Origin of the sequence: uncultured Arthrobacter sp. (assembly GCF_947493765.1) — a bacterium.
In the GTDB taxonomy this organism is placed as follows: Bacteria; Actinomycetota; Actinomycetes; order Actinomycetales; family Micrococcaceae; genus Arthrobacter_D.
Genome location: NZ_CANLSZ010000002.1, coordinates 322,671 through 341,632 on the forward strand (window position 1 = coordinate 322,671; position 18,962 = coordinate 341,632).

Below are 18,962 nucleotides of genomic sequence, written 5' to 3' on the forward strand. Positions count from 1 at the left end.
ACCTGTTCTTCGAGCGTGTCACGTCGGAGGATGTCGTCGAGACGCCACGCTCCTACTCGACAGCGCTGAGGTCGGGCATCGACCGCAATGTGCGTGAAGCACAATCCAAAAGAGTTGCGAAGTCGGCCGAGAAGAGCCCAGGGGCAGCATCCGGCGGGAAGGGTAGATCGCGAGGGTCGAGGAGCGAGGAGTCCGCTCCTCCTCTCCACGCCGGTGCTGGGGACAGGAAGACTTCGACCCCCGATGTTGCAGGGACAGGTGCTGACGTTGCGGAGACGAGCAACGAGGTGAATCGATCTGCTGGTGCGGGCAGTCCGGTCCGGAAGCGGCGCGAGGTGAAGCAGAATGCCGAAGAGCTTGAGTCGTCGAACGTTTCACGTGAAACAGTCTCATCAGCCGGCGATCAGGTAGCCCCGGAGCCCGTCGCTTCAACAGCCGCCGCCACAGCAGCGCCGAGCGAATCGTTCGACTCGGCCGAGTCGGTGCAACCGACCCGCGTTTCAGCCGAAGCTTCCTCCGATCTCGTACAGGTGCCGGGAGCCAGCTTCGCCGAACTCGAGCTCGACAGGATCCGCCCTAACAGCAAGCAGCCTCGCGTCGAATTCGATTCGGACGAGCTGGCGGAACTGGTGCACTCGATCCGTGAGGTCGGCGTGCTGCAGCCGGTCGTGGTCCGACCATCGCAGGCGGATGGCTCGACCGACTACGAGCTGGTCATGGGTGAGCGTCGATGGCGGGCTTCGAAAGAGGCCGGTATGTCGACGATCCCGGCCATCATCCGATCCACGCTGGACGACGATCTGCTCAGGGACGCTCTCCTGGAGAATCTCCATCGAAGTGCCCTGAATCCGCTCGAAGAAGCAGCGGCTTATCAGCAACTGCTCGACGACTTCGGGTGCTCCCATGACGAACTCGCGGGACGCCTGGGGCGATCACGCCCCCAGATCTCCAACACACTACGGCTGTTGAGCCTTCCACCCCTCGTGCAGAGGCGAGTTGCCGCCGGTGTCCTGACGGCCGGCCATTCACGCGCACTCCTCGGGCTCAGTGACGCGGCCGCGATGGAGCAGCTGGCTCAGAGGATCGTCGCTGAGGGCCTCTCGGTGCGGACCACAGAGGAGATCGTGGCCCTCGAGTCCGGCTTGCGGCAAGTCTCCAAGCCGGCGCGGACACCGACGAGTGCACGTCACGAGCGCCTGGATTATCTGGCCTCCTCGCTCTCGGACCGGCTCGACACGAATGTGAAGATATCGCTCGGCGCGAAGAAGGGGCGTGTCAGCATCGAATTTGCGTCGGTGGACGATCTGAACCGCATCATCGGAGTGATCTCCCCCGGTTCCGAGTAGAGCTGGTCGCCCGAGACTGATCTCGCATCGCTCCGGGTAAGCGCCATCATGGAATCATGTTTCACGTGAAACGTGATTACTGGCGAACGAGCAATGATGCGGACGGTCGTCGGTGCTCTGAACGGTCAGCTCACCACCGATGATCGCTTTATGTGGATTCCCACCAAGCTGCGATGAAGCGAGGTCGAATTCTTCGCTACGTAGGCGCACGCATGACCGGGCAACAGCTTCGTGGCGCCGTATTGTGCGGAACACTGTGGTGCTCAAGGACAGACGGGTGCGCTCGGGACGCTCGGGCACGAATTGCACGGGGCAAGTGAGTTCGGGAGTGAACTTGCTCTGAAGTGATGGAGCGGGGTCGAAGGATCCGGTAGCGAAGCGGCGACACATCGATGAAGAGCTGCCGGGCCTGATCGCAACGAAACAGGGGGCTCGCTGTTTCACGTGAAACGGTCACTGCTGACTGCTGAGAGTGCACTTGCGGCATCTCATCCAAGGCCGGGCTAAGGACGAGCAGAAGGTCCAGTGCAAGTATTCGCTCCGATCTGTCTGGATCGAGCGGCTCTTTAGTAGAGCATTTCGCGTGGCCTGCGTGGCCTGCGTGGCCTGCGTGGCCTGCGTGGCCTGCGCGGCGGGCGTGGCGTGCGTGGCCTGGGCGGCTTGCGTAGGTTGCGTGGCTCGCGTGATGAGGCTACTGATGTGGCATCTCGTTACCAGCTCTTCTCCGGGCGGAGCGCTCGAACGCCGTGGTTGGCACCAGGACTTTTACGGCGGCTGAAGTCCGCAGCTGTGGCTTCGGAGCATGGAACAGCCAGGCGTGTCCCCTCCGAAGAGAGACGATGACCGTTCAGTGTCTCAGTGTCTCAGGGCCTCCAGGGCCGACCTCGGTCCCGGCCCGGAGGAGGACAAGTCCCGGACTGCCCTTGCAGGTAGCGGATCGGCGTCACTGGTGGTGATTTGCTGAACCCATTCTGTTTCGGAGAGGTTCCGACGAACTCCGTGCTCCCGGGGCAAGCTGAGGATCCGCCCCAACTCAGACTTCAGCGCCCGAATCTGGACCAGGTTTCACGTGGAACATAGCGCAGCACGAATGACCCTGATGGCATGGCGCTCCATGTTTCACGTGAAACTACTCTCATGCCCGAACACAGCAGGCCACCTTTGCATGAGGAAGACAGGCTTACGCACCTCACCCTGGCTGCAGCAGTTGGATCAAGTTGGCAGGGGGCCGTCAGTGCCCGGAGTAATAGGCAACCTGTACTTTTGGGCCGATCAGAGCGCGAAGTGGAGCACGACCTTAGGCCCGGTGGCTCCCTGTCATAGCAGGTGAGGACGTCAGCCGCGGAATCATAGGAGGTTTCACCTGAACCCACGACAATAGTTACTCCGCTGGCCCGGCTGAGTCGTTCACGAACTGGTGTTCATCAACCCGTGTAGGCGGTGTCGATGGACTCGCGTCATAGGCGGCGAGTTTCACTCCGGCAGGTGACCGGTACGGCTGGGTTTTTGACGCCGGCGACTAACTGACGCCGGCAACCAACGATCGCGGCGCTCCTGCTGGAGAAAGATGGGACGAAAAAGGACCCACCCGAGTGGGTGGGTCCTTTCGAGCGGGCTGATCCGGACTAACTCAGTTCTGGACCACCTCAGTTCTGGACTAACCGAGGAACGCGGCGAACTCCTGCTCCAGCACTTGTTTCGGCTTTGCACCGATGGACTTGGCCGCCACCTCACCGTTCTGGAAGACGTACACCGCAGGGATTGACGTGATGCCGTACTTGGCGGAGATCGAGGGGTTGTCGTCGACGTTCACCTTCACCACGTTCACCTTGCCCGCGTGATCGGAGGCGATGTCGTCGAGGATCGGGGAGAGCATGCGGCAGGGGCCACACCACTCGGCCCAGAAGTCGACGATCACGGGCTTGTCCGACTGCAGGACGTCGGCGTCGAAGGATGCGTCGGTGACGTCTTTGGCGTTGCTCATGGATATTCTCCTTGTGCTCGATCGATCAGAGTGAGGCGGATTCCGACACGGCTTCGGCCGGCGGGGTGGGGACGCGAGCAGCGGTCTGTGCGGCGCTGACCGTGTCGGCGAGGTAATGCTCCACATCGAGGGCGGCCACACATCCGCTTCCCGCGGCAGTGATGGCCTGACGGTATGTCGGGTCGATCACGTCACCCGCGGCGAAGACGCCCTCGAGTGAGGTCTTGGACGTACGGCCGTTGACGGCGATCGTGCCCTCGCTCGTCAGCTCCAGCTGGTTCCGGACGAGATCCACGCGAGGATCGTTGCCAATAGCAACAAAAATCCCGCTGACCTCGATCTCGCTCGTGGTGCCGTCGACCGTACTGGAGACGGAGAGACCGGTGACCTTGTCCCCGCCGTGGATCGCCGTGACCTCGGAGTTCCAGAGGAACGTGATCTTGTCGTGGGCGAACGCCCTGTCCTGCATGATCTTCGACGCGCGGAGGCTGTCCCTGCGGTGGATGATCGTCACTGAACGGGCGAACTTGGTGAGGAAGAGCGCTTCCTCCATGGCGGAGTCGCCCCCTCCCACTACCGCGATGTCCTGGTCCCGGAAGAAGAAGCCGTCGCACGTGGCGCACCAGCTCACCCCGTGACCGGACAGTCGCTTCTCGTCGTCGAGCCCGATCTCGCGGTACTCCGAGCCTGTGGAGATGATGACCGCCCGGGCGAGGTACTCCTCACCGGTGGCCAGCGTGAGCTTCTTGATGTCGCCGTCGAGCTCGGCCGACACCACGTCCTCGAACAGGATCTCGGTGCCGAACCGGCGTGCCTGCTGCTCGAACTGGTCCATGAGGTCCGGACCCATGACACCCTCGGGGAAACCGGGGAAGTTCTCGACGTCGGTGGTGTTCATGAGCTCGCCGCCGGCCTTGACGGAGCTGGCGATCAGCACCGGCTTCAGGTTTGCGCGAGCCGTGTAGACCGCTGCCGTGTAGCCGGACGGCCCCGACCCCACGATGATCACGTCATGGATCTTGGGTTCGGTGCTGGACGCGTCGGTGCTGGGCGTTTCCAGCTCGACGTCGGTATGAGTAGTCACGTTCTCGAAAGACCTTTCTGTCTTCTCCATCGGCTGAGCCGGCCTGGCCGGCCATCTCCGGGGACACTTGCAAGAACCCTCCCATGGAGGGGGTTATTCCACACCCCGGCGGCCCCTGCGACGCTGGGCCGGATCGGGCTCACCTGACGTCGATCTCCGCGATCCGGAGGCCGTAGGGGTACTGTGCCTGGATGTCCGAGAGTCTGGGGAGCTGCGTGACATTCACGATCACGTACCTGCCCGTGGGCTGCCCGTCCTCGCCCGCCACGATGGGGACGTCGACCGTGGGAGCGGTGAAGCTGCCCTGGGCGATCTGCTTCGCCCCGTCGAGGGTCGGCTCGTCATTGACCAGGACGGAGAAGCTGCCGCCGGATCCGTTGAGCTGTTCGATGGTGACGTCGGAGATGGTGGACGGTTCCTCGAGTTCGACCACCAGGGCGAGGCTCCCCGCGAGGCCCCCGAACGTGTCGCTCGCGTAGACCTGGTTGCCCCAGAACGTGTCCGGATCGCCGTCGATGATCTGTGGGAGGTCGGCGTCGTTGCCGGCGTCGAGACCGGGGTTGTCCGGGACCACGCGGCTGATGCCCGTGATGACCGGGTCCACCGTCGCTGCCTCCGGTGCGGCGGACGACGCCTCGGGCGCGGAGGTGGGGCTCTGCGCCGCCGTGGCTCCCGTGTTCTGCTCAGCCGGGTTGTTGGCCGCTTCCGACCCGCCGAAGACCGAGGCCAGCTGGGTGACCACGAGGATCACCGAGATCACGAGGACGAGGCTGAGGATCACTCCGGTGACGATTCGTGCGACACCGAATCCGCCGGCACCACCGGTGTCGCGGTCCCGGTCGTCGGAGTCATCGTCCCCCGCGCCATCGTCCCCCGCGCCATCGTTCCCCGCACCGCCGGCCGCCGCCTCGTCGTCGTCGTCGAAGAACGGAAAGCCCGAGCTCGTCCCGTCCGGTGCCCCGATGGTCCCGGTCGAACTGCCGCCGACGGCGACTCCGGCTGGTCCGGCCACGACGGCCGGCCGGACGGGCTCGCCCTGCGCCTCGCTGCGGTAGGCACTCGGCCGGTGGGCCGGGGGTGGTGGGACGCGATGCGAGGTGGGCCTCGGGGCGACAGGTGCCGTGCTCCGTGGAGCGGCCTCCACCGGCGCGGCATCCACCGGCGTGGCCCCCTCGGCGGGGCCCTCGGCGTCATGGAAGGGCTCGTCCCCGAGCTGATCCTCGCCCAGCTCCTCCTGGCGTCGCCCGAAGCGCCGCCTGAGACCTGCAAGCCCGGACCAGCGGAACTCCTCGCGGTGATCGTCGTCGTCCTCGTCGTCGAAGGTCTCGAGCTCCGTGGGGCGGGGGCCCCCGAAGATCTCGGAGCCGAGGGTGTCGGTGAAGAACGGCTCCACATACGGCTCCTCGCCTGCCGCGTCGTCCTGCCGCACCACGAGGTCCAGCAGATCCGCGGCCGGGGTGCGACCCGTCACGAGGTAGGTGCCGTCGTCCGTGGTCAGCAGGTCGAGGACCTGCAGATTCGCCGTTCGTTCTCCCGTCGCCAGTTCCCTGGCGCTCTCCACCACCTGGTCCGCGTTGCCCTCCGAGGCCGCGAGGATGCTGACCGGACGATTGAGGACCTGGTCCACGCCGTCGAGCACGAGGTCCTCTCGAGCAGATGCCAGAATATGCGCGGTCACCCTGTACCGATTGCCCAGGACCGAACCGACGTCTGCTGCTTCTGGCACGTGTTCCTCTCCCCGTCCGGCTGATTTCTACCCATGCTACCGTTCGGCCTGTCCGACGGCGGATCAGCGGATCAGGCGTTGCGTCGGCCGATTCGGGCCAGCAGTGGTGCCGCGAACTCCCGCAGCTCGGTCACCTTCAGCACCCTGAGCATCACCAGGTAGACGGCCAGCATGGTGATCCCGCCGAGCGCGAGCACGGCGATGGCATTGAGCTTGGACTGCCAGAGGAATCCGGAGGCGTCGTAGCCGCCGAAGCTCCAGCACAGCACGCTGCCCACCACGGCCGCGACGATACCGGCGATGATCAGCCGCACATGGACGTCGAACACGCGCCCTGCGCCGTACGATCCGATGGCGCGGGTCAGGAAGACATGGCTGACGACGACGGCGATCACGTTGCCGAGCGAGTATGCCACGGCGAGCATCGGGACGATCAGCCGGGGATTGAACGTGCCGGCCACCAGGGCCAGAGCAACCCCGACCACCGAGAGGATCAGCTGGATCTTCAGGGGAGTCCTGACGTCCTCGCTGGCGTAGAACACACGGGTGAGGAAGAAATTGGCGCTGAGGAACGGCGCTCCCACCGCGAGGATCGCGATGATCACGCCGTTGATGGCCGCGACCTCCGGGGACTCGCTGAAGAGCATGCCGAGCGGTCCGGCGAAGGTGAGCAGCGCGGCCGCCCCGAAGACCGTCGCGACGCCGATGATGCGCAGGCCGTGGGACAGTGTGGCGCGGACGGAGGGCAGGTCGTTGTCGGCGTGGGCGGAGGAGAGCTGGTTGAACATGACCGTGGCCAGGGAGAGCGCGATCACCGCATGCGGCAACTGGTAGAGCATGGTGCCGAACTCGAGGTTCGTAGCACCGGCGATCTCGACCGGGGGATCCTGGCCGAGGAAGGCCGGGCGGGCGTCGGAGGCGATCGTGGCGATCTTCAGGTTCACGAGGTACAGACCGTTACCCACGAGCATGGTCACGATCGTGACGGAAGCCAGCTTCCCGGTCCGTCCGAGGCCCGAGCCGCGGAGACCGAACGTGGGGCGGAGACCGAGGTTCAGCCGCTTGAGCGGGATGATCAGCACGAGCGCCTGGATGATGATGCCCAGCGTGGTGCCGCCCGCCAGCAGCAGGGTCTGCTCACCCGTCCAGGACCCGGGACTGTGCCGCTCCACCTGCTCGGTGCCCATGAGCGCGATGAAGGCCACGAGGAAACCGATCGACACGATGTTGTTGACCACCGGCGCCCACATGTACGGGCCGAAGGAACCGTTGGCATTGAGGATCTGCCCCGTCACCGCGTACATGCCGTAGAAGAAGATCTGCGGCAGGCACCAGTAGGCGAACACCGTGGTGAGGGCGAGCCTGGCGCCGGTGAAACTCGTGGTGATGTCGACGATGATCGGCGCGGCGAGCGTCACGAGCACGGTGAGGACGAGCAGGACGACAGCGGCGAGCGTCAGGAGCCGGCTCACGTAGTCCGCGCCGCGATCGGGTTGCCGGCTGGCACGGATGATCTGGGGTACCAGCACCGCGTTGAAGACACCGCCGGCGAGCATCAGGTAGAGGAAGTTCGGCAGGTTGTTGGCCGAGGTGAAGAGATCCGACACCTGGCCCGCAGCGCCGATCGCCGTGGCCAGCAGCGCCACGCGGACCAGCCCGAGGAGCCGGGAGACGAGCGTCCCGGCGGCCATGATGGCGCTCGACCGGGCGGTGGAACCGCTGCGGGGAGCTGAGGGGTCCGCCCGCTCCGGCGGGTCGGCATCCGCGAGCGGCATCGAGGCTGTGTTCGTGTCAGACATCGTTCCCTATCGTCTCACCCGGGCGCCGGCACCCGGCGCACGCGCTGCCTCAGAGGTGGTGGGGCAGTGCCTGCCGCGCCAGATCGGCGATGCGCCGCTCGTTCGGGAATGACAACCGCCGGCCGAGGTCCTGGAGGGGCACCCAGGCCACGTCGACCGCCTCGTGATCGGGGTCGTTCTCGATGGTGAGCTCGCCGCCGGTCGCGATGAGCAGGAAGTGGTGCACCGTCTTGTGGACCCGATGACCGCTGACGGTGAACCAGTAGTCGATGCTCCCGAGCGTGGAGACGATCCGGCCCTCGATCCCGGTCTCCTCGGCGATCTCGCGGACCGCCGCGTCCTCGTTGTTCTCGGGGCCCTCGGGGTGTCCCTTGGGAAGACACCACTCGAGGCGGCCGCCCCGATTGAGGCGGGCGATGATGGCGACGTCGAACGTGTCCTTCGAGGCATCGATGACCACTCCGCCGGAGGAGACCTCTTCCACCGTGGGCAGCTGGTGGACCGCAGGCATGCCCGTCGTTCCCATTGACACTGTCAACGGGGTGCGTTTTGGAGCACTCGGAACGGGTCGGTCCATGCAGACCACTCTAACGAGCTTTGCCTCGGGCTGACGACGGCGCAGCCCCGTCCGCGGGGTCCGGCCGGTGCGGTGCCACCGCCGGCGGACCGGCGTCCGCTGTGGGAAACCGCGGCGCGTCTGGCACCCTTGAAGGACTATGTCGCACCTGCCGGACACCTCTGTACTCACCGCTTCCCTCCCTCCCGTGGTCCTCGAGGTCGGCGAGCTCTTCGATGCCGCCGGACACGAGCTGTCGCTCGTCGGCGGGCCGGTGCGGGACCTGTTCCTCGGCAGGGTGTCCGGCGATCTCGACTTCACCACGGACGCCGATCCGGACCGGATCATCGCCGTCGTCAGGCGATGGGCGGACGCGTACTGGGAGATCGGCCGTGCCTACGGGACGATCGGCCTCCGCAGGGACGGTTATCAGATCGAGATCACCACCTACCGCGCCGAGGCCTACGATCCGGAGTCCAGGAAGCCGTCGGTGGCGTTCGGGACGGATCTCGGGGACGACCTCCTGCGGCGGGACTTCACCATCAACGCCATGGCCCTGAAGCTCCCGTCCCTCGAGCTCGTGGACCTGTTCGGCGGCGTACGGGACCTCCACGCGCGGCTGCTGCGGACCCCCGGGACGCCGTCGTCGTCGTTCTCCGACGATCCGCTGCGCATGATGCGCGCCGCGCGGTTCGTCGCCCAGCTGGGCATGACGGTGGCCCCCGAGGTGGCGCAGGCCATGACGGACATGGCCGGCCGCATCTCCATCATCTCCGCCGAGCGCGTGCGCGACGAGCTGGTGAAGCTCATCGGCGGGACGGCCCCCGACGCCGGGATGGACCTCATGGTGGCGACGGGCCTCGCCGACCACGTCCTGCCGGAGGTCGCGGCCCTGCGCCTTGAGACGGACGAGCACCACCGCCACAAGGACGTCTACCAGCACTCGCTGACCGTGCTGCGCCAGGCCTGCGAGCTCGAGACGGACGCCCAGGGCCCCGTGCCCGGGCCCGACGTCGTGCTGCGCCTCGCGGCCCTGCTCCACGACATCGGGAAGCCGGCCACCCGGAGATTCGAGTCCGGGGGCGCGGTCACCTTCCGTCACCACGACGCCGTCGGAGCCAAGCTCGCGGCGAAGCGGCTGCGTGCACTGCGGTTCGACAACGACACCGTCAAGGCGGTGGCCCGCCTGGTGGAACTGCACATGCGGTTCTACGGCTACGGCGAAGCAGGCTGGAGCGACTCGGCCGTCCGGCGGTACGTGAGCGACGCCGGCCCGCTCCTCGAGCGGCTGCACCGCCTCACCCGCTCCGACGTCACCACGCGGAACCGGCGCAAGGCCGAACGGCTGGCCTTCGCCTACGATGATCTCGAGTCGAGGATCAGTGCGCTCGCCGAGCAGGAGGAACTGGCCTCGATCCGCCCGGACCTGGACGGGGAGCAGATCATGGCCCTGCTCGGCGTCGCCCCGGGACCGGTGGTGGGGCGCGCCTACCGCTTCCTCCTCGAGGAACGCATGGAACACGGCCCGCAGGACCCGGCCGACGCCGAGGCCTCGCTCCGCTCCTGGTGGTCCGAGCAGCCCGAATTCGAGGAGAGCACGCGATGACACCCATGACAGGCGCAGCAGCACCGGACCTGACACCGGCCGGAACACCCCTTCCCCGGCTGTGGCTGCTGAGGCACGGCGAGACCGAGTGGTCGAGGGACGGCCGCTACACGGGGCTCACCGATCTCGCGCTCACGGAGAACGGCGAGCAGCAGGCCCTCGCTGCCCGCCGCCACCTAGAAGGTGTCGACTTCGAGCTCGTGGTCTCCTCGCCGCTGCAGCGCGCCAGGCGCACCGCAGAGCTCGCCGGCTTCCCCGACGCCGAGATCCTGCCCTTCGCGCACGAGTGGGACTACGGCGACAACGAGGGCCGCAACAGTGCCACCGTGCGCGAGGAGAACCCGGGGTACCTGATCTGGAACGACGGTGTCCCGAACGGTGAGACGCTGGACCAGGTCTCGGAGCGGGCGGACCGCGTGATCGCGCGCATCCAGGCCGGATGCGGCACCCCTGCGGACCGTGATCCCGGGGCGACCCCCGTGCAGAACGCACTGCTCGTGGCACACGGCCACTTCCTGCGGATCGTCGCTGCCCGCTGGCTGCAGTTCGGGGGCATCGAGGGACGGCGATTCGTCCTGGGAACGGCGGCCGTCTGTGCGCTCGGCTGGGACAAGCGCACACCGGCGATCGTGCACTGGAACCTCTAGGCGCCGTCGTGCCGGGCTGATCGTCCGTACGTGACGCGGCGCAGCGCCCACTCGAGCGGGCCGGAGGCGAAGCGCCGGAGGAGCAGGCGGCTGGCGACCGCCTGCACCAGGTACACGGCGACGCCGACCAGCACGACGACGACGGCGGGAAGCCGGTCCTGCAGCCCGAGCCCGTACCCGGTGAAGACCAGGCCGAGCAGGGCGGACTGCGCGACGTAGTTGCTCAGGGACAGTCGGCCCATCGGTGCGAGGACCCGCGAGACGACGCGTCCCGGACGGGTACCGAGGAGGAGCAGGAAGCCTGCCGCATAGCCGATCGTCACCAGCGGCGACACCAGCACGGAGATCCCGGAGGCCAGCAGGGTGGAGCCGTCGTCGCCTCGGAGGGCGAGCCAGGCCTGGCCGGCGGAGAGGACCAGGCCCGCCGGCAGCGTCAGCAGGACGAGGCGCCGCAGGAGGGGCTTCGGGGGTGCCGACGGCCGGAGCACCCCCCACGCGGCGAGGGCCGAGCCGGCGTAGAACGCCGCGAGGGCGAGCGGACCCTGGAAGACCACCACGTTGATCCCGATCACCCCGTAGGTCGCCGCGTTGGCGGCCAGCGCCCCGGCCGGCCCGACGGCGGGGTCTTCGACGGCGGAGTCCCCGACGGCGGTCGCGGCGGCCTCCGCGGGCCCGGTCAGCAGTGCGGAGGAGACGAGCAGGAGCGCCATCGCGGCCGTGATGGCGACCGCGAGGAGCAGTTCCACCCGCGGGGCGAGGGAACGCGTGGCCAGCAGCAGGGAGCCGGCCAGGGCGTAGGTCAGCAGGATGTCGCCGTAGAACAGCGTTGCTCCGTGGAGGATCCCGAGGACGGCGAGGAAGCCCAGGCGCCTCGACGTCAGGTGTACCGCCTGCCCGCCGGCGCGGTCCCGGAGCACGGCGGACCCGTAGCCGAACAGGAGTGAGAACAGCAGGTAGAACTTGCCCTCGAACAGGGTGGTCACCAGGAAGCGGACGGCCAGGTTTGGCGCGGAGGCCGTCGCGGGAAGCGGGCCACCCGAGAGGGTGGTGGAGTCGGCGAAGTACCAGATGTTGACCAGCAGGATGCCGAGGAGCGCGAAGCCGCGCAGGGCATCGACGGCAGCGACACGATCCGTCGCCGGCACCGAACCAGCCATGCGTCCCGCCTTCCGGGGTCGTCGTCGCCGCGGACCGCCGGCACCGAACCAGCCATGCGTCCCGCCTTCCGGGGTCGTCGTCGCCGGGGACCGCCCGCAGCGGCCGTCCCGGCGGATCCTCCTCAGGGTAGCTTTCCCGCCCCTCGGGGATGGGGCGGCCGTCGTCCCGCCGGGCGCTCCAGGCGCTCCGGCACTGCCGGGGTGCAGCCGCCGGAGCGGAATGTGAGCCGACATCGCGGCGTTGTAGTGTCAGGGGGATTGACCGGCACACCCCCGCGCCGGTCTGGGAGGAGAGGTGTGACCGGCGTCAGGCGCGTTGCCATGCTCTCCCTCCACTCCTCCCCGCTGGAGCAGCCCGGCAGCGGCGACGCCGGCGGCATGAACGTGTACGTCAGGAGTACGGCCCTCGAGCTCGCGAAGGTGGGGATCGAGGTGGAGATCTTCACGCGCGAGGTCGGCGAGGGCCGTCCGCGCCGGGAGGTCCTGGGTGACGGCGTGGTGGTCCACCACCTCGACGCCGGCCCGGCACGGCCCATACCCAAGGAAGCGCTCCCGGGCCTCACCGGGATCTTCGCCGATGCCATCACCGATGTGGCCCGGATGCTGACGGACCGCCACTTCGACGTGCTCCACTCCCACTACTGGGTCTCGGGTGCCGTGGGCCTGGAACTCAGCAGGGACCTCGAGCTGCCGCTCGTCCACTCGATGCACACCATGGCCCGCGTGAAGAACCTGCGGATGAGGAAGATCGGCTCGCCCGAACCGGCCGACAGGATCAGTGGGGAGCAGGCCATCGTGGACGGCTCCACGCGTCTCCTGGCGAACACGAGCACCGAGGCCACCGAGCTCGTCTCCCTCTACGGCGCCGCACCGGATCGCGTCGACGTGGTCGCACCCGGCGTGGACCTCGCCACCTTCCACCCGGGCGACCGCGGTGCAGCCCGCGCGTCCCTCGCCTTCCCGCCGGAGCAGTTCCACGTGGTCTTCGCGGGGCGGATCCAGAAACTCAAGGGTCCGCAGGTCCTCGTGGCGGCCGCCGCGGAACTGCGCGCGCGCAGGCCCGACATCCCGCTCGTGGTCAGCATCCTCGGGTCCGGCAGCGGATCCGAGGCCCTGGCGCTCCAACCCCTCATCGACGACGCCGGCCTCGGCGACAGCGTGCGCCTCTACCCACCCGTCGCGGCGGTCAATCTGGCCCAGTGGTTCCGGGCCGCGGACGCCGTCGTCATGCCGTCCTTCAGCGAGTCCTTCGGACTCGTGGCGCTGGAGGCGCAGGCGTGCGGCACGCCGGTCATCGCGGCCAACGTGGGCGGACTGCCGCAGGCCATCAGCGACGGGCGCAGCGGCATCCTCGTCGACGGGCACTCCGCCGGCGAGTGGGCGGGCGCCCTCGAGCGACTCCACGACGACACGGCCCTGCGCGTGAGGCTCGGCCGGGGTGCGGCCACGCACGCCCTGGCGTTCGGGTGGCAGCGCACCGCCCTGCTCACGGCGCAGAGCTACCGCACCGCCGTCGAGCACTTCCCCGTCGGCGCCCCGCGCATCACGGCGTCCTAGGATGGACGGGTGAATCCCACCGAGCTCGCCGAGTACCTCGATTCCGCCCGCATCACCGGTCTGGTCGCCACGCCTCGGCAGGACAATCTCCGGCATATACGGCTCTTCCTCGAGGGCGACGAGAACCTCGAGTTCGGTGTCACCCGGACACGCGAGTGGAGCTTCGACGCCGTGTTCGGGCTCATGCACGAGCGCGTGGGCATCAGCGGCGATCCCGGGCACGTCCGGGGTCAGGACACCATCGACGCCCGGACCTGCGTCGCGGCCCTCGACCGGTTCGCCGACGTCCTCGGGGCCTCGGTGGGCAGGGGGGAGAGGATCCTCTTCGCGACGGGGCACCCTGCCGGGCTCCTTCCCGTCCATGCCGCCCTCGCCCGCTCCGCCGCCACCGCCGGCGCCACCGTGGTGGCCGTGCCCGAGGGGCGCGCTTTCGGGGACGGGGACATCCGCCGGCTCTTCGGGGTGCTCGCCTGGCACCAGCACGGGGGCCTCATGCACACGCACTCCCCGGAACCCATGCGGATCAGCCTCGACACGCTCGCGGAGGAGGGCGCTCCGCCCCCCGATCTCGTGGTGGCCGACCACGGCTGGGCCGGGTACGCCGCGAGCTCCGGCCTGCCCACCATCGGGTTCGCCGACTGCAACGACCCCGGCCTGTTCGTCTCCGAGGCCCAGGGGCAGCTCGACGTCGCCGTGCCGCTCGACGACAACGTGTGCCCGGGTCTGTACGGGCCCCTGGTCGACTACGTCCTGGAGCGGGCCGGAATGCCTCCGGCCTGAGGCCGGCCCGCTGGTACCTTTGGCGCATGAGCGATCTTGAGATTGCCCGCAACGCTGCGGTCAGGCCCATCGAGGAGATCTCCGACGCCGCGGGCATCCCGCGCGAGGCGATCGAGTTCCACGGACGCTTCAAGGCGAAGATCGATCCGCGCCTCCTGCCCGCGGACGGCGGGACGCCCGGCAGCGTGGTCCTCGTCAGCGCCATGAGCCCCACCCCCGCGGGCGAGGGCAAGTCGACCTGCACCGTGGGGCTCGCGGACTCCCTCGCCCGGGCCGGGCAGCGCGTGATGATCGCCCTGCGCGAGCCCTCCCTCGGACCGGTGCTCGGCATGAAGGGCGGTGCCACGGGCGGCGGCTACTCCCAGGTGCTGCCCATGGACGAGATCAATCTGCACCTCACGGGTGACTTCCACGCCATCACGGCGGCCAACAATGCCCTGGCCGCCCTGATCGACAACCACATCCAGCAGGGCAACGCCCTCGGCATCGACCCGCGGCGCATCACGTTCAAGCGCGTGCTCGACGTCAACGACCGGGCGCTGCGCGAGGTGGTCATCGGGCTCGGCGGCCCCACCGAGGGCACCCCACGGCAGGACGGCTTCGACATCACGGTGGCCTCCGAGGTCATGGCGGTCTTCTGCCTGGCCCAGGATCTCGACGATCTCCGGGAACGGCTCGGGGACATCACCTTCGGCTCCAGCTACGACCGGGTGCCCCTGACGGTCCGCGATCTCGGCGTCGAGGGGGCCCTCACGCTGCTGCTCCGGGACGCCATCAAACCGAACCTGGTCCAGACGATCGCGGGCACGCCCGCCCTGGTGCACGGCGGTCCGTTCGCCAACATCGCCCACGGCTGCAACTCCGTGATCGCCACGCGGACGGCCCGGCAGCTGGCGGACATCGTGGTCACCGAGGCGGGGTTCGGGGCCGATCTCGGGGCGGAGAAGTTCCTCGACATCAAGGCCCGTGCCGCCGACTTCGCGCCCGGCGCCGTGGTCATCGTGGCCACGATCCGCGCGCTGAAGATGCACGGGGGAATCGCGAAGACGGAACTGGCCGCACCCGACGTCGACGCAGTTGCCAGGGGGACGGAGAATCTGCTCCGGCACGTCCGGAACATCGAGAAGTTCGGCCTGGCGCCGGTGGTGGCCGTCAACCAGTTCGGCACCGACGCGCAGGAGGAGCTGGACTGGCTGCTCGGGTGGTGCCGGAGCGAGGGGATCGAGGCGGCGGTCGCCGACGTCTGGGGCCAGGGCGGTGGTGGTCCCGGAGGGGACGAGCTGGCGGCGAAGGTCCTCGCGGCCCTGGACCGTCCGGTCGACTTCTCCCACCTGTACCCGCTCGAGCTCCCCGTCGAGGACAAGATCCGCACCATCGCCCGGGAGATCTACGGGGCGGACGGTGTCGAGTTCTCGGCGGTCGCCCTGCGACGACTGGCGGAGATCCGGGCCAACGGCTGGGACGACCTGCCGGTGTGCATCGCGAAGACGCAGTACTCGTTCTCGGACGATCCGACGCTGCTCGGAGCTCCGACGGGCTTCACGCTGCACGTCAGGGAGCTCATCCCCAAGACCGGGGCGGGTTTCGTCGTCGTGAAGACCGGAGCCGTGATGACCATGCCGGGACTGCCGAAGGAGCCCGCCGCGCTGCGGATGGACGTCGACGCCGACGGGAACGCCGTCGGGCTGTTCTAGGTCCCTCCGGGTGCGGGCACCGGAGCGAGGCCGACACGGAGCGTCGACCCCGTGTCGGCCGGGCGATACCGCCGGTGCTAGCGGTCCGCGTCGCCGCGGATGAAGGCCTCGACCTTCTCGTGGGCGATGTCGTCCGCGTACTGCTCCGGAGGGGACTTCATGAAGTAGCTGGAGGCGGAGAGGATCGGTCCGCCGATACCCCGGTCGAGGGCGATCTTCGCGGCACGGATCGCGTCGATGATGACACCAGCGGAGTTCGGCGAGTCCCACACCTCGAGCTTGTACTCCAGCGAGACCGGTGCGTCGCCGAAGTTGCGGCCCTCGAGGCGCACGAAGGCCCACTTGCGGTCGTCGAGCCAGGCCACGTAGTCCGAGGGGCCGATGTGGACGTCGTCGGCGTGGAGCTCCGCCTTCACGTTGGAGGTCACGGCCTGGGTCTTGGAGACCTTCTTGGACTCGAGGCGGTCGCGCTCGAGCATGTTCTTGAAGTCCATGTTGCCGCCGACGTTGAGCTGGTACGTGCGGTCCAGGGTCACCCCGCGGTCCTCGAACAGCTTCGCCATGACGCGGTGGGTGATCGTCGCGCCGATCTGGCTCTTGATGTCGTCACCGACGATCGGCACGCCGGCCTCGGTGAACTTGTCCGCCCACTCCTTCGTGCCGGCGATGAAGACGGGAAGGGCGTTGACGAAGGCGACGCCGGCGTCGATGGCGCACTGCGCGTAGTACTTCGCCGCGTGCTCCGAACCGACCGGCAGATAGCAGACCAGGACGTCGGCGCGGGAGTCCTTGAGCTGGGCGACGATGTCCACGGGCTCCTCGTCGGACTCGACGATGGTCTCGCGGTAGTACTTGCCGAGGCCGTCGAGGGTGTGGCCGCGCTGGACGATCACGCCGGTGGGTGGGACGTCCGCGATCTTGATGGTGTTGTTCTCGCTGGCGCCGATGGCTTCCGCCAGATCGTGGCCCACCTTCTTGCCGTCGACGTCGAACGCCGCGACGAACTGCACGTCATTCACGTGGTACTTGCCGAACTCCACATGCATCAGTCCGGGGATGGTGCCGGTCGGGTCCGCGTCACGGTAGTAGTGCACGCCCTGCACCAGCGACGCGGCGCAGTTGCCGACTCCAATGATTGCCACGCGAATGGGGTTCTGTCCCACAGTTCTCCTCGAAAGCCAGTTGAGTATGCCCCCGCCGGCATCGTCCGGGAATGGGGTCGGCAGGAAGTGCCAGTCTACGTTCAGTTCGCAACACGGATGGCAGCACGCCCATTCCCGCGTACGTGCCGAACCGCTCTCCCCCGAGGCCCCGCGGCCCCGTCGTCAGCGGCGCAGCGGGTTAGGCTCGATCCATGGTCATGGGTCCAGGCTCACGCGGGCCGCACCGCATCGATGTTCCGAGCCGTTCCGACCCCGTCCTCCGGCCCCTCGTCGAAGGAGCCGGTGGTCCGCTGGGTCACCACAGCGCCCCCGGATCGACCTCCCCGGGCTGGTTCACGGTGGAGCGCGTGCTCATCGTCGTGACGGTCTGCGCCGCCGTCCTCGCCGTCGTGGTGAAGAGCCCCTGCCGGATCATGGGCTGGTCCTCGCCCGACTACTTCTACCGTGCGTGCTACTCCGACTGGACCGAGCTGTTCCGGAGCCGCGGACTGGGCGAGGGCACGCTTCCCTTCCTCACCGAGGGGGCCCTGTTCGAGTACCCGGTGCTGCTGGGTCTGCTCGCCTCCGCGACGGCCGTCGTCGTGGACGTCATGGCAGGGGGAGCGCCGCTGGAGGAGAAGACGCTCCTCTACTTCGACGTCAACGCCGTCCTGCTGACGGTGGTCTGGATCCTGACGGTGCTGGCGACCCTCCGGCTGTCCGGGCGGAGACCGTGGGACGCGATGATCGTGGCGAGCGCTCCCGTCATCATCGTCTCCGGCACCATCAACTGGGATCTGTGGGCCGTCCTGCTGGCGACGGCGGGGATGCTCGCCTTCGCGCGCAGGCACCCGGTCCTGGCCGGGGTGCTGTGGGGACTCGGTGCGGCCGTCAAGCTCTACCCCGTCCTGCTGCTCGGAGCGGTCCTCGTGCTGGCGATCCGGAGCGGACGGTACCGCGCGTTCCTCGGAGCGCTCGCCGGCACGACGGCGGCCTGGCTCGCGGTGAACGTGCCGTTCCTGCTGCGTGATCCCGAGGGGTGGTCGTACTTCCTGACCTTCTCCGAGACGCGCGACGCCGGGTTCTCCTCGGGCTGGTACGTCTACAACGCGCTGGCGCGGCAGGCGGGCGCGCCCACACTGTCGTCGGGCACCGTCAACACGGCGGCGGCGGTGCTCTTCGCCCTGTCGTGCGCCGGGATCGCCGTGCTCGCGCTGAGGTCGCACCGGCGCCCCCGCCTCGCGCAGCTCGCGCTGCTGATCGTGGGCGCCTTCATCCTGTGCAACAAGGTCTACTCCCCCCAGTACGCGCTCTGGCTGATCCCCCTCATCGCCCTGGCCGTTCCGCGCTGGCGCGTGGTCCTCGGGTGGCAGTTGGTCGAGCTCCTGCACTGGGGTGCCGTCTGGCTGTACCTGGGCGGGCAGGTCAGTGGTGGGCCCCCCGAGCACAACCTCGGCCTCGGGACGTACGCGTGGGCCGTGCTGGCGCACATCCTGGCCACGGTGTGGGTCATGCTCCTGGTGGTCCGCGACATCCTCGAGCCCGGGCAGGACCCCGTGCGGCAGGACGGCCGCGACGACCCGCAGGGCGGCCCGTTCGATCAGAGCCCTGACCGGCCGGTAGCCCTGGTCCTGCGAGCGGCCCGTCTCCGGCGTCGTCGTGGTCCGGCATCGGCGGGGCCTGCTGCAGGCGAATCAGGCGAATCAGTCGAACCAGTCGAATCAGGCGGGTCCGGCAAGTCAGGCGAACCAGGCGGGTCCGGCAAGTCAGGCGTCTCGAGCGGGTGAGGCGGGGGCCGGAGGGCAGGGCCGCCCGATCGCAAAGGCTAGGCTGGACGGAGCGCGTGGAAGGCGCACCGTCGGACCTTCCACGGCGTCCCGCGAC

At 68.4% G+C, this 18,962-nt stretch carries 14 protein-coding genes; 7 read left to right on the forward strand and 7 right to left on the reverse strand.

Features of this window, described 5'->3' with window-relative positions; all coding sequences use genetic code 11:
• Window positions 1-335: 335 nt before the first annotated feature.
• Complete coding sequence (locus Q0747_RS04475; protein ID WP_367277663.1) at window positions 336-1,346, forward strand: ParB/RepB/Spo0J family partition protein; 1,011 nt, start codon at window positions 336-338, stop codon at window positions 1,344-1,346.
• 1,657 nt (window positions 1,347-3,003) lie between these two features.
• On the opposite strand, the gene trxA is transcribed toward Q0747_RS04475, so the two are convergent.
• The 5 genes from trxA to Q0747_RS04500 all read right to left on the reverse strand — a co-directional run bounded on the left by trxA (window position 3,004) and on the right by Q0747_RS04500 (window position 8,465).
• Window positions 3,004-3,330, reverse strand: coding sequence for a thioredoxin (gene trxA, locus Q0747_RS04480; protein WP_298252040.1), 327 nt, complete (start codon window positions 3,328-3,330; stop codon window positions 3,004-3,006).
• A gap of 25 nt (window positions 3,331-3,355) precedes the next feature.
• The gene (trxB, locus tag Q0747_RS04485; RefSeq protein WP_298252293.1) at window positions 3,356-4,390 is read right to left on the reverse strand and encodes a thioredoxin-disulfide reductase; all 1,035 of its coding nucleotides are present in this window, start codon (window positions 4,388-4,390) and stop codon (window positions 3,356-3,358) included.
• A 163-nt stretch (window positions 4,391-4,553) separates the two neighbouring features.
• Window positions 4,554-6,140 (reverse strand): ABC transporter substrate-binding protein, encoded by a 1,587-nt coding sequence (locus Q0747_RS04490; RefSeq protein WP_298252041.1) that lies wholly within the window; start codon window positions 6,138-6,140, stop codon window positions 4,554-4,556.
• Between the two features lie 71 nt (window positions 6,141-6,211).
• Entirely contained in the window at window positions 6,212-7,939 is a 1,728-nt protein-coding gene (murJ, locus tag Q0747_RS04495) for a murein biosynthesis integral membrane protein MurJ (RefSeq protein ID WP_298252042.1), read from the reverse strand.
• Between the two features lie 49 nt (window positions 7,940-7,988).
• A complete protein-coding gene (locus tag Q0747_RS04500; protein WP_298252043.1) occupies window positions 7,989-8,465 on the reverse strand; it encodes an NUDIX hydrolase in 477 nt (158 codons plus the stop codon).
• A gap of 190 nt (window positions 8,466-8,655) precedes the next feature.
• Between Q0747_RS04500 and Q0747_RS04505 the strand changes: the two genes are divergently transcribed.
• Both Q0747_RS04505 and Q0747_RS04510 read left to right on the forward strand, forming a co-directional pair.
• On the forward strand, window positions 8,656-10,101 hold the full coding sequence (locus tag Q0747_RS04505; RefSeq protein WP_298252044.1) for a CCA tRNA nucleotidyltransferase: 1,446 nt from the start codon (window positions 8,656-8,658) through the stop codon (window positions 10,099-10,101).
• A complete protein-coding gene (locus tag Q0747_RS04510) occupies window positions 10,098-10,748 on the forward strand; it encodes a histidine phosphatase family protein (protein WP_298252045.1) in 651 nt (216 codons plus the stop codon). The genes Q0747_RS04505 and Q0747_RS04510 overlap by 4 nt, the downstream gene beginning before the upstream one ends.
• On the opposite strand, the gene Q0747_RS04515 is transcribed toward Q0747_RS04510, so the two are convergent.
• Entirely contained in the window at window positions 10,745-11,905 is a 1,161-nt protein-coding gene (locus Q0747_RS04515) for a DUF418 domain-containing protein (protein WP_298252046.1), read from the reverse strand. The two genes, Q0747_RS04510 and Q0747_RS04515, sit on opposite strands and share 4 nt — an antisense overlap.
• 297 nt (window positions 11,906-12,202) lie before the next feature.
• Here Q0747_RS04515 and mshA point away from each other — a divergent pair, with 297 nt between their 5' ends.
• The 3 genes from mshA to Q0747_RS04530 are packed head-to-tail and all read left to right on the forward strand — an operon-like array spanning window position 12,203 to window position 15,936.
• Window positions 12,203-13,462 (forward strand): D-inositol-3-phosphate glycosyltransferase, encoded by a 1,260-nt coding sequence (mshA, locus tag Q0747_RS04520; protein ID WP_298252047.1) that lies wholly within the window; start codon window positions 12,203-12,205, stop codon window positions 13,460-13,462.
• Window positions 13,463-13,471: 9 nt separating this feature from the next.
• Window positions 13,472-14,242 (forward strand): phosphatase, encoded by a 771-nt coding sequence (locus Q0747_RS04525; protein WP_298252048.1) that lies wholly within the window; start codon window positions 13,472-13,474, stop codon window positions 14,240-14,242.
• A gap of 26 nt (window positions 14,243-14,268) precedes the next feature.
• Entirely contained in the window at window positions 14,269-15,936 is a 1,668-nt protein-coding gene (locus Q0747_RS04530; protein ID WP_298252049.1) for a formate--tetrahydrofolate ligase, read from the forward strand.
• Window positions 15,937-16,013: 77 nt separating this feature from the next.
• Here Q0747_RS04530 and Q0747_RS04535 read toward each other — a convergent pair whose 3' ends face one another.
• Window positions 16,014-17,099 carry an inositol-3-phosphate synthase gene (locus tag Q0747_RS04535; protein ID WP_298252050.1) on the reverse strand — a complete coding sequence of 362 codons (1,086 nt, stop codon included), beginning with the start codon at window positions 17,097-17,099 and terminating at the stop codon, window positions 16,014-16,016.
• A gap of 191 nt (window positions 17,100-17,290) precedes the next feature.
• Between Q0747_RS04535 and Q0747_RS04540 the strand changes: the two genes are divergently transcribed.
• Window positions 17,291-18,865, forward strand: coding sequence for a glycosyltransferase family 87 protein (locus tag Q0747_RS04540; RefSeq protein ID WP_298252051.1), 1,575 nt, complete (start codon window positions 17,291-17,293; stop codon window positions 18,863-18,865).
• Window positions 18,866-18,962 lie beyond the last annotated feature (97 nt).

Coding starts and splice junctions, on each gene's coding strand:
- Q0747_RS04510 (WP_298252045.1), top strand. CDS start 10,098: ATGACACCCATGACAGGCGCAGCAGCACCGGACCTGACACCGGCCGGA.
- Q0747_RS04500 (WP_298252043.1), bottom strand. CDS start 8,465: ATGGGAACGACGGGCATGCCTGCGGTCCACCAGCTGCCCACGGTGGAA.
- Q0747_RS04515 (WP_298252046.1), bottom strand. CDS start 11,905: ATGGCTGGTTCGGTGCCGGCGACGGATCGTGTCGCTGCCGTCGATGCC.
- Q0747_RS04505 (WP_298252044.1), top strand. CDS start 8,656: ATGTCGCACCTGCCGGACACCTCTGTACTCACCGCTTCCCTCCCTCCC.
- Q0747_RS04540 (WP_298252051.1), top strand. CDS start 17,291: ATGGTCATGGGTCCAGGCTCACGCGGGCCGCACCGCATCGATGTTCCG.
- trxA (WP_298252040.1), bottom strand. CDS start 3,330: ATGAGCAACGCCAAAGACGTCACCGACGCATCCTTCGACGCCGACGTC.
- Q0747_RS04530 (WP_298252049.1), top strand. CDS start 14,269: ATGAGCGATCTTGAGATTGCCCGCAACGCTGCGGTCAGGCCCATCGAG.
- murJ (WP_298252042.1), bottom strand. CDS start 7,939: ATGTCTGACACGAACACAGCCTCGATGCCGCTCGCGGATGCCGACCCG.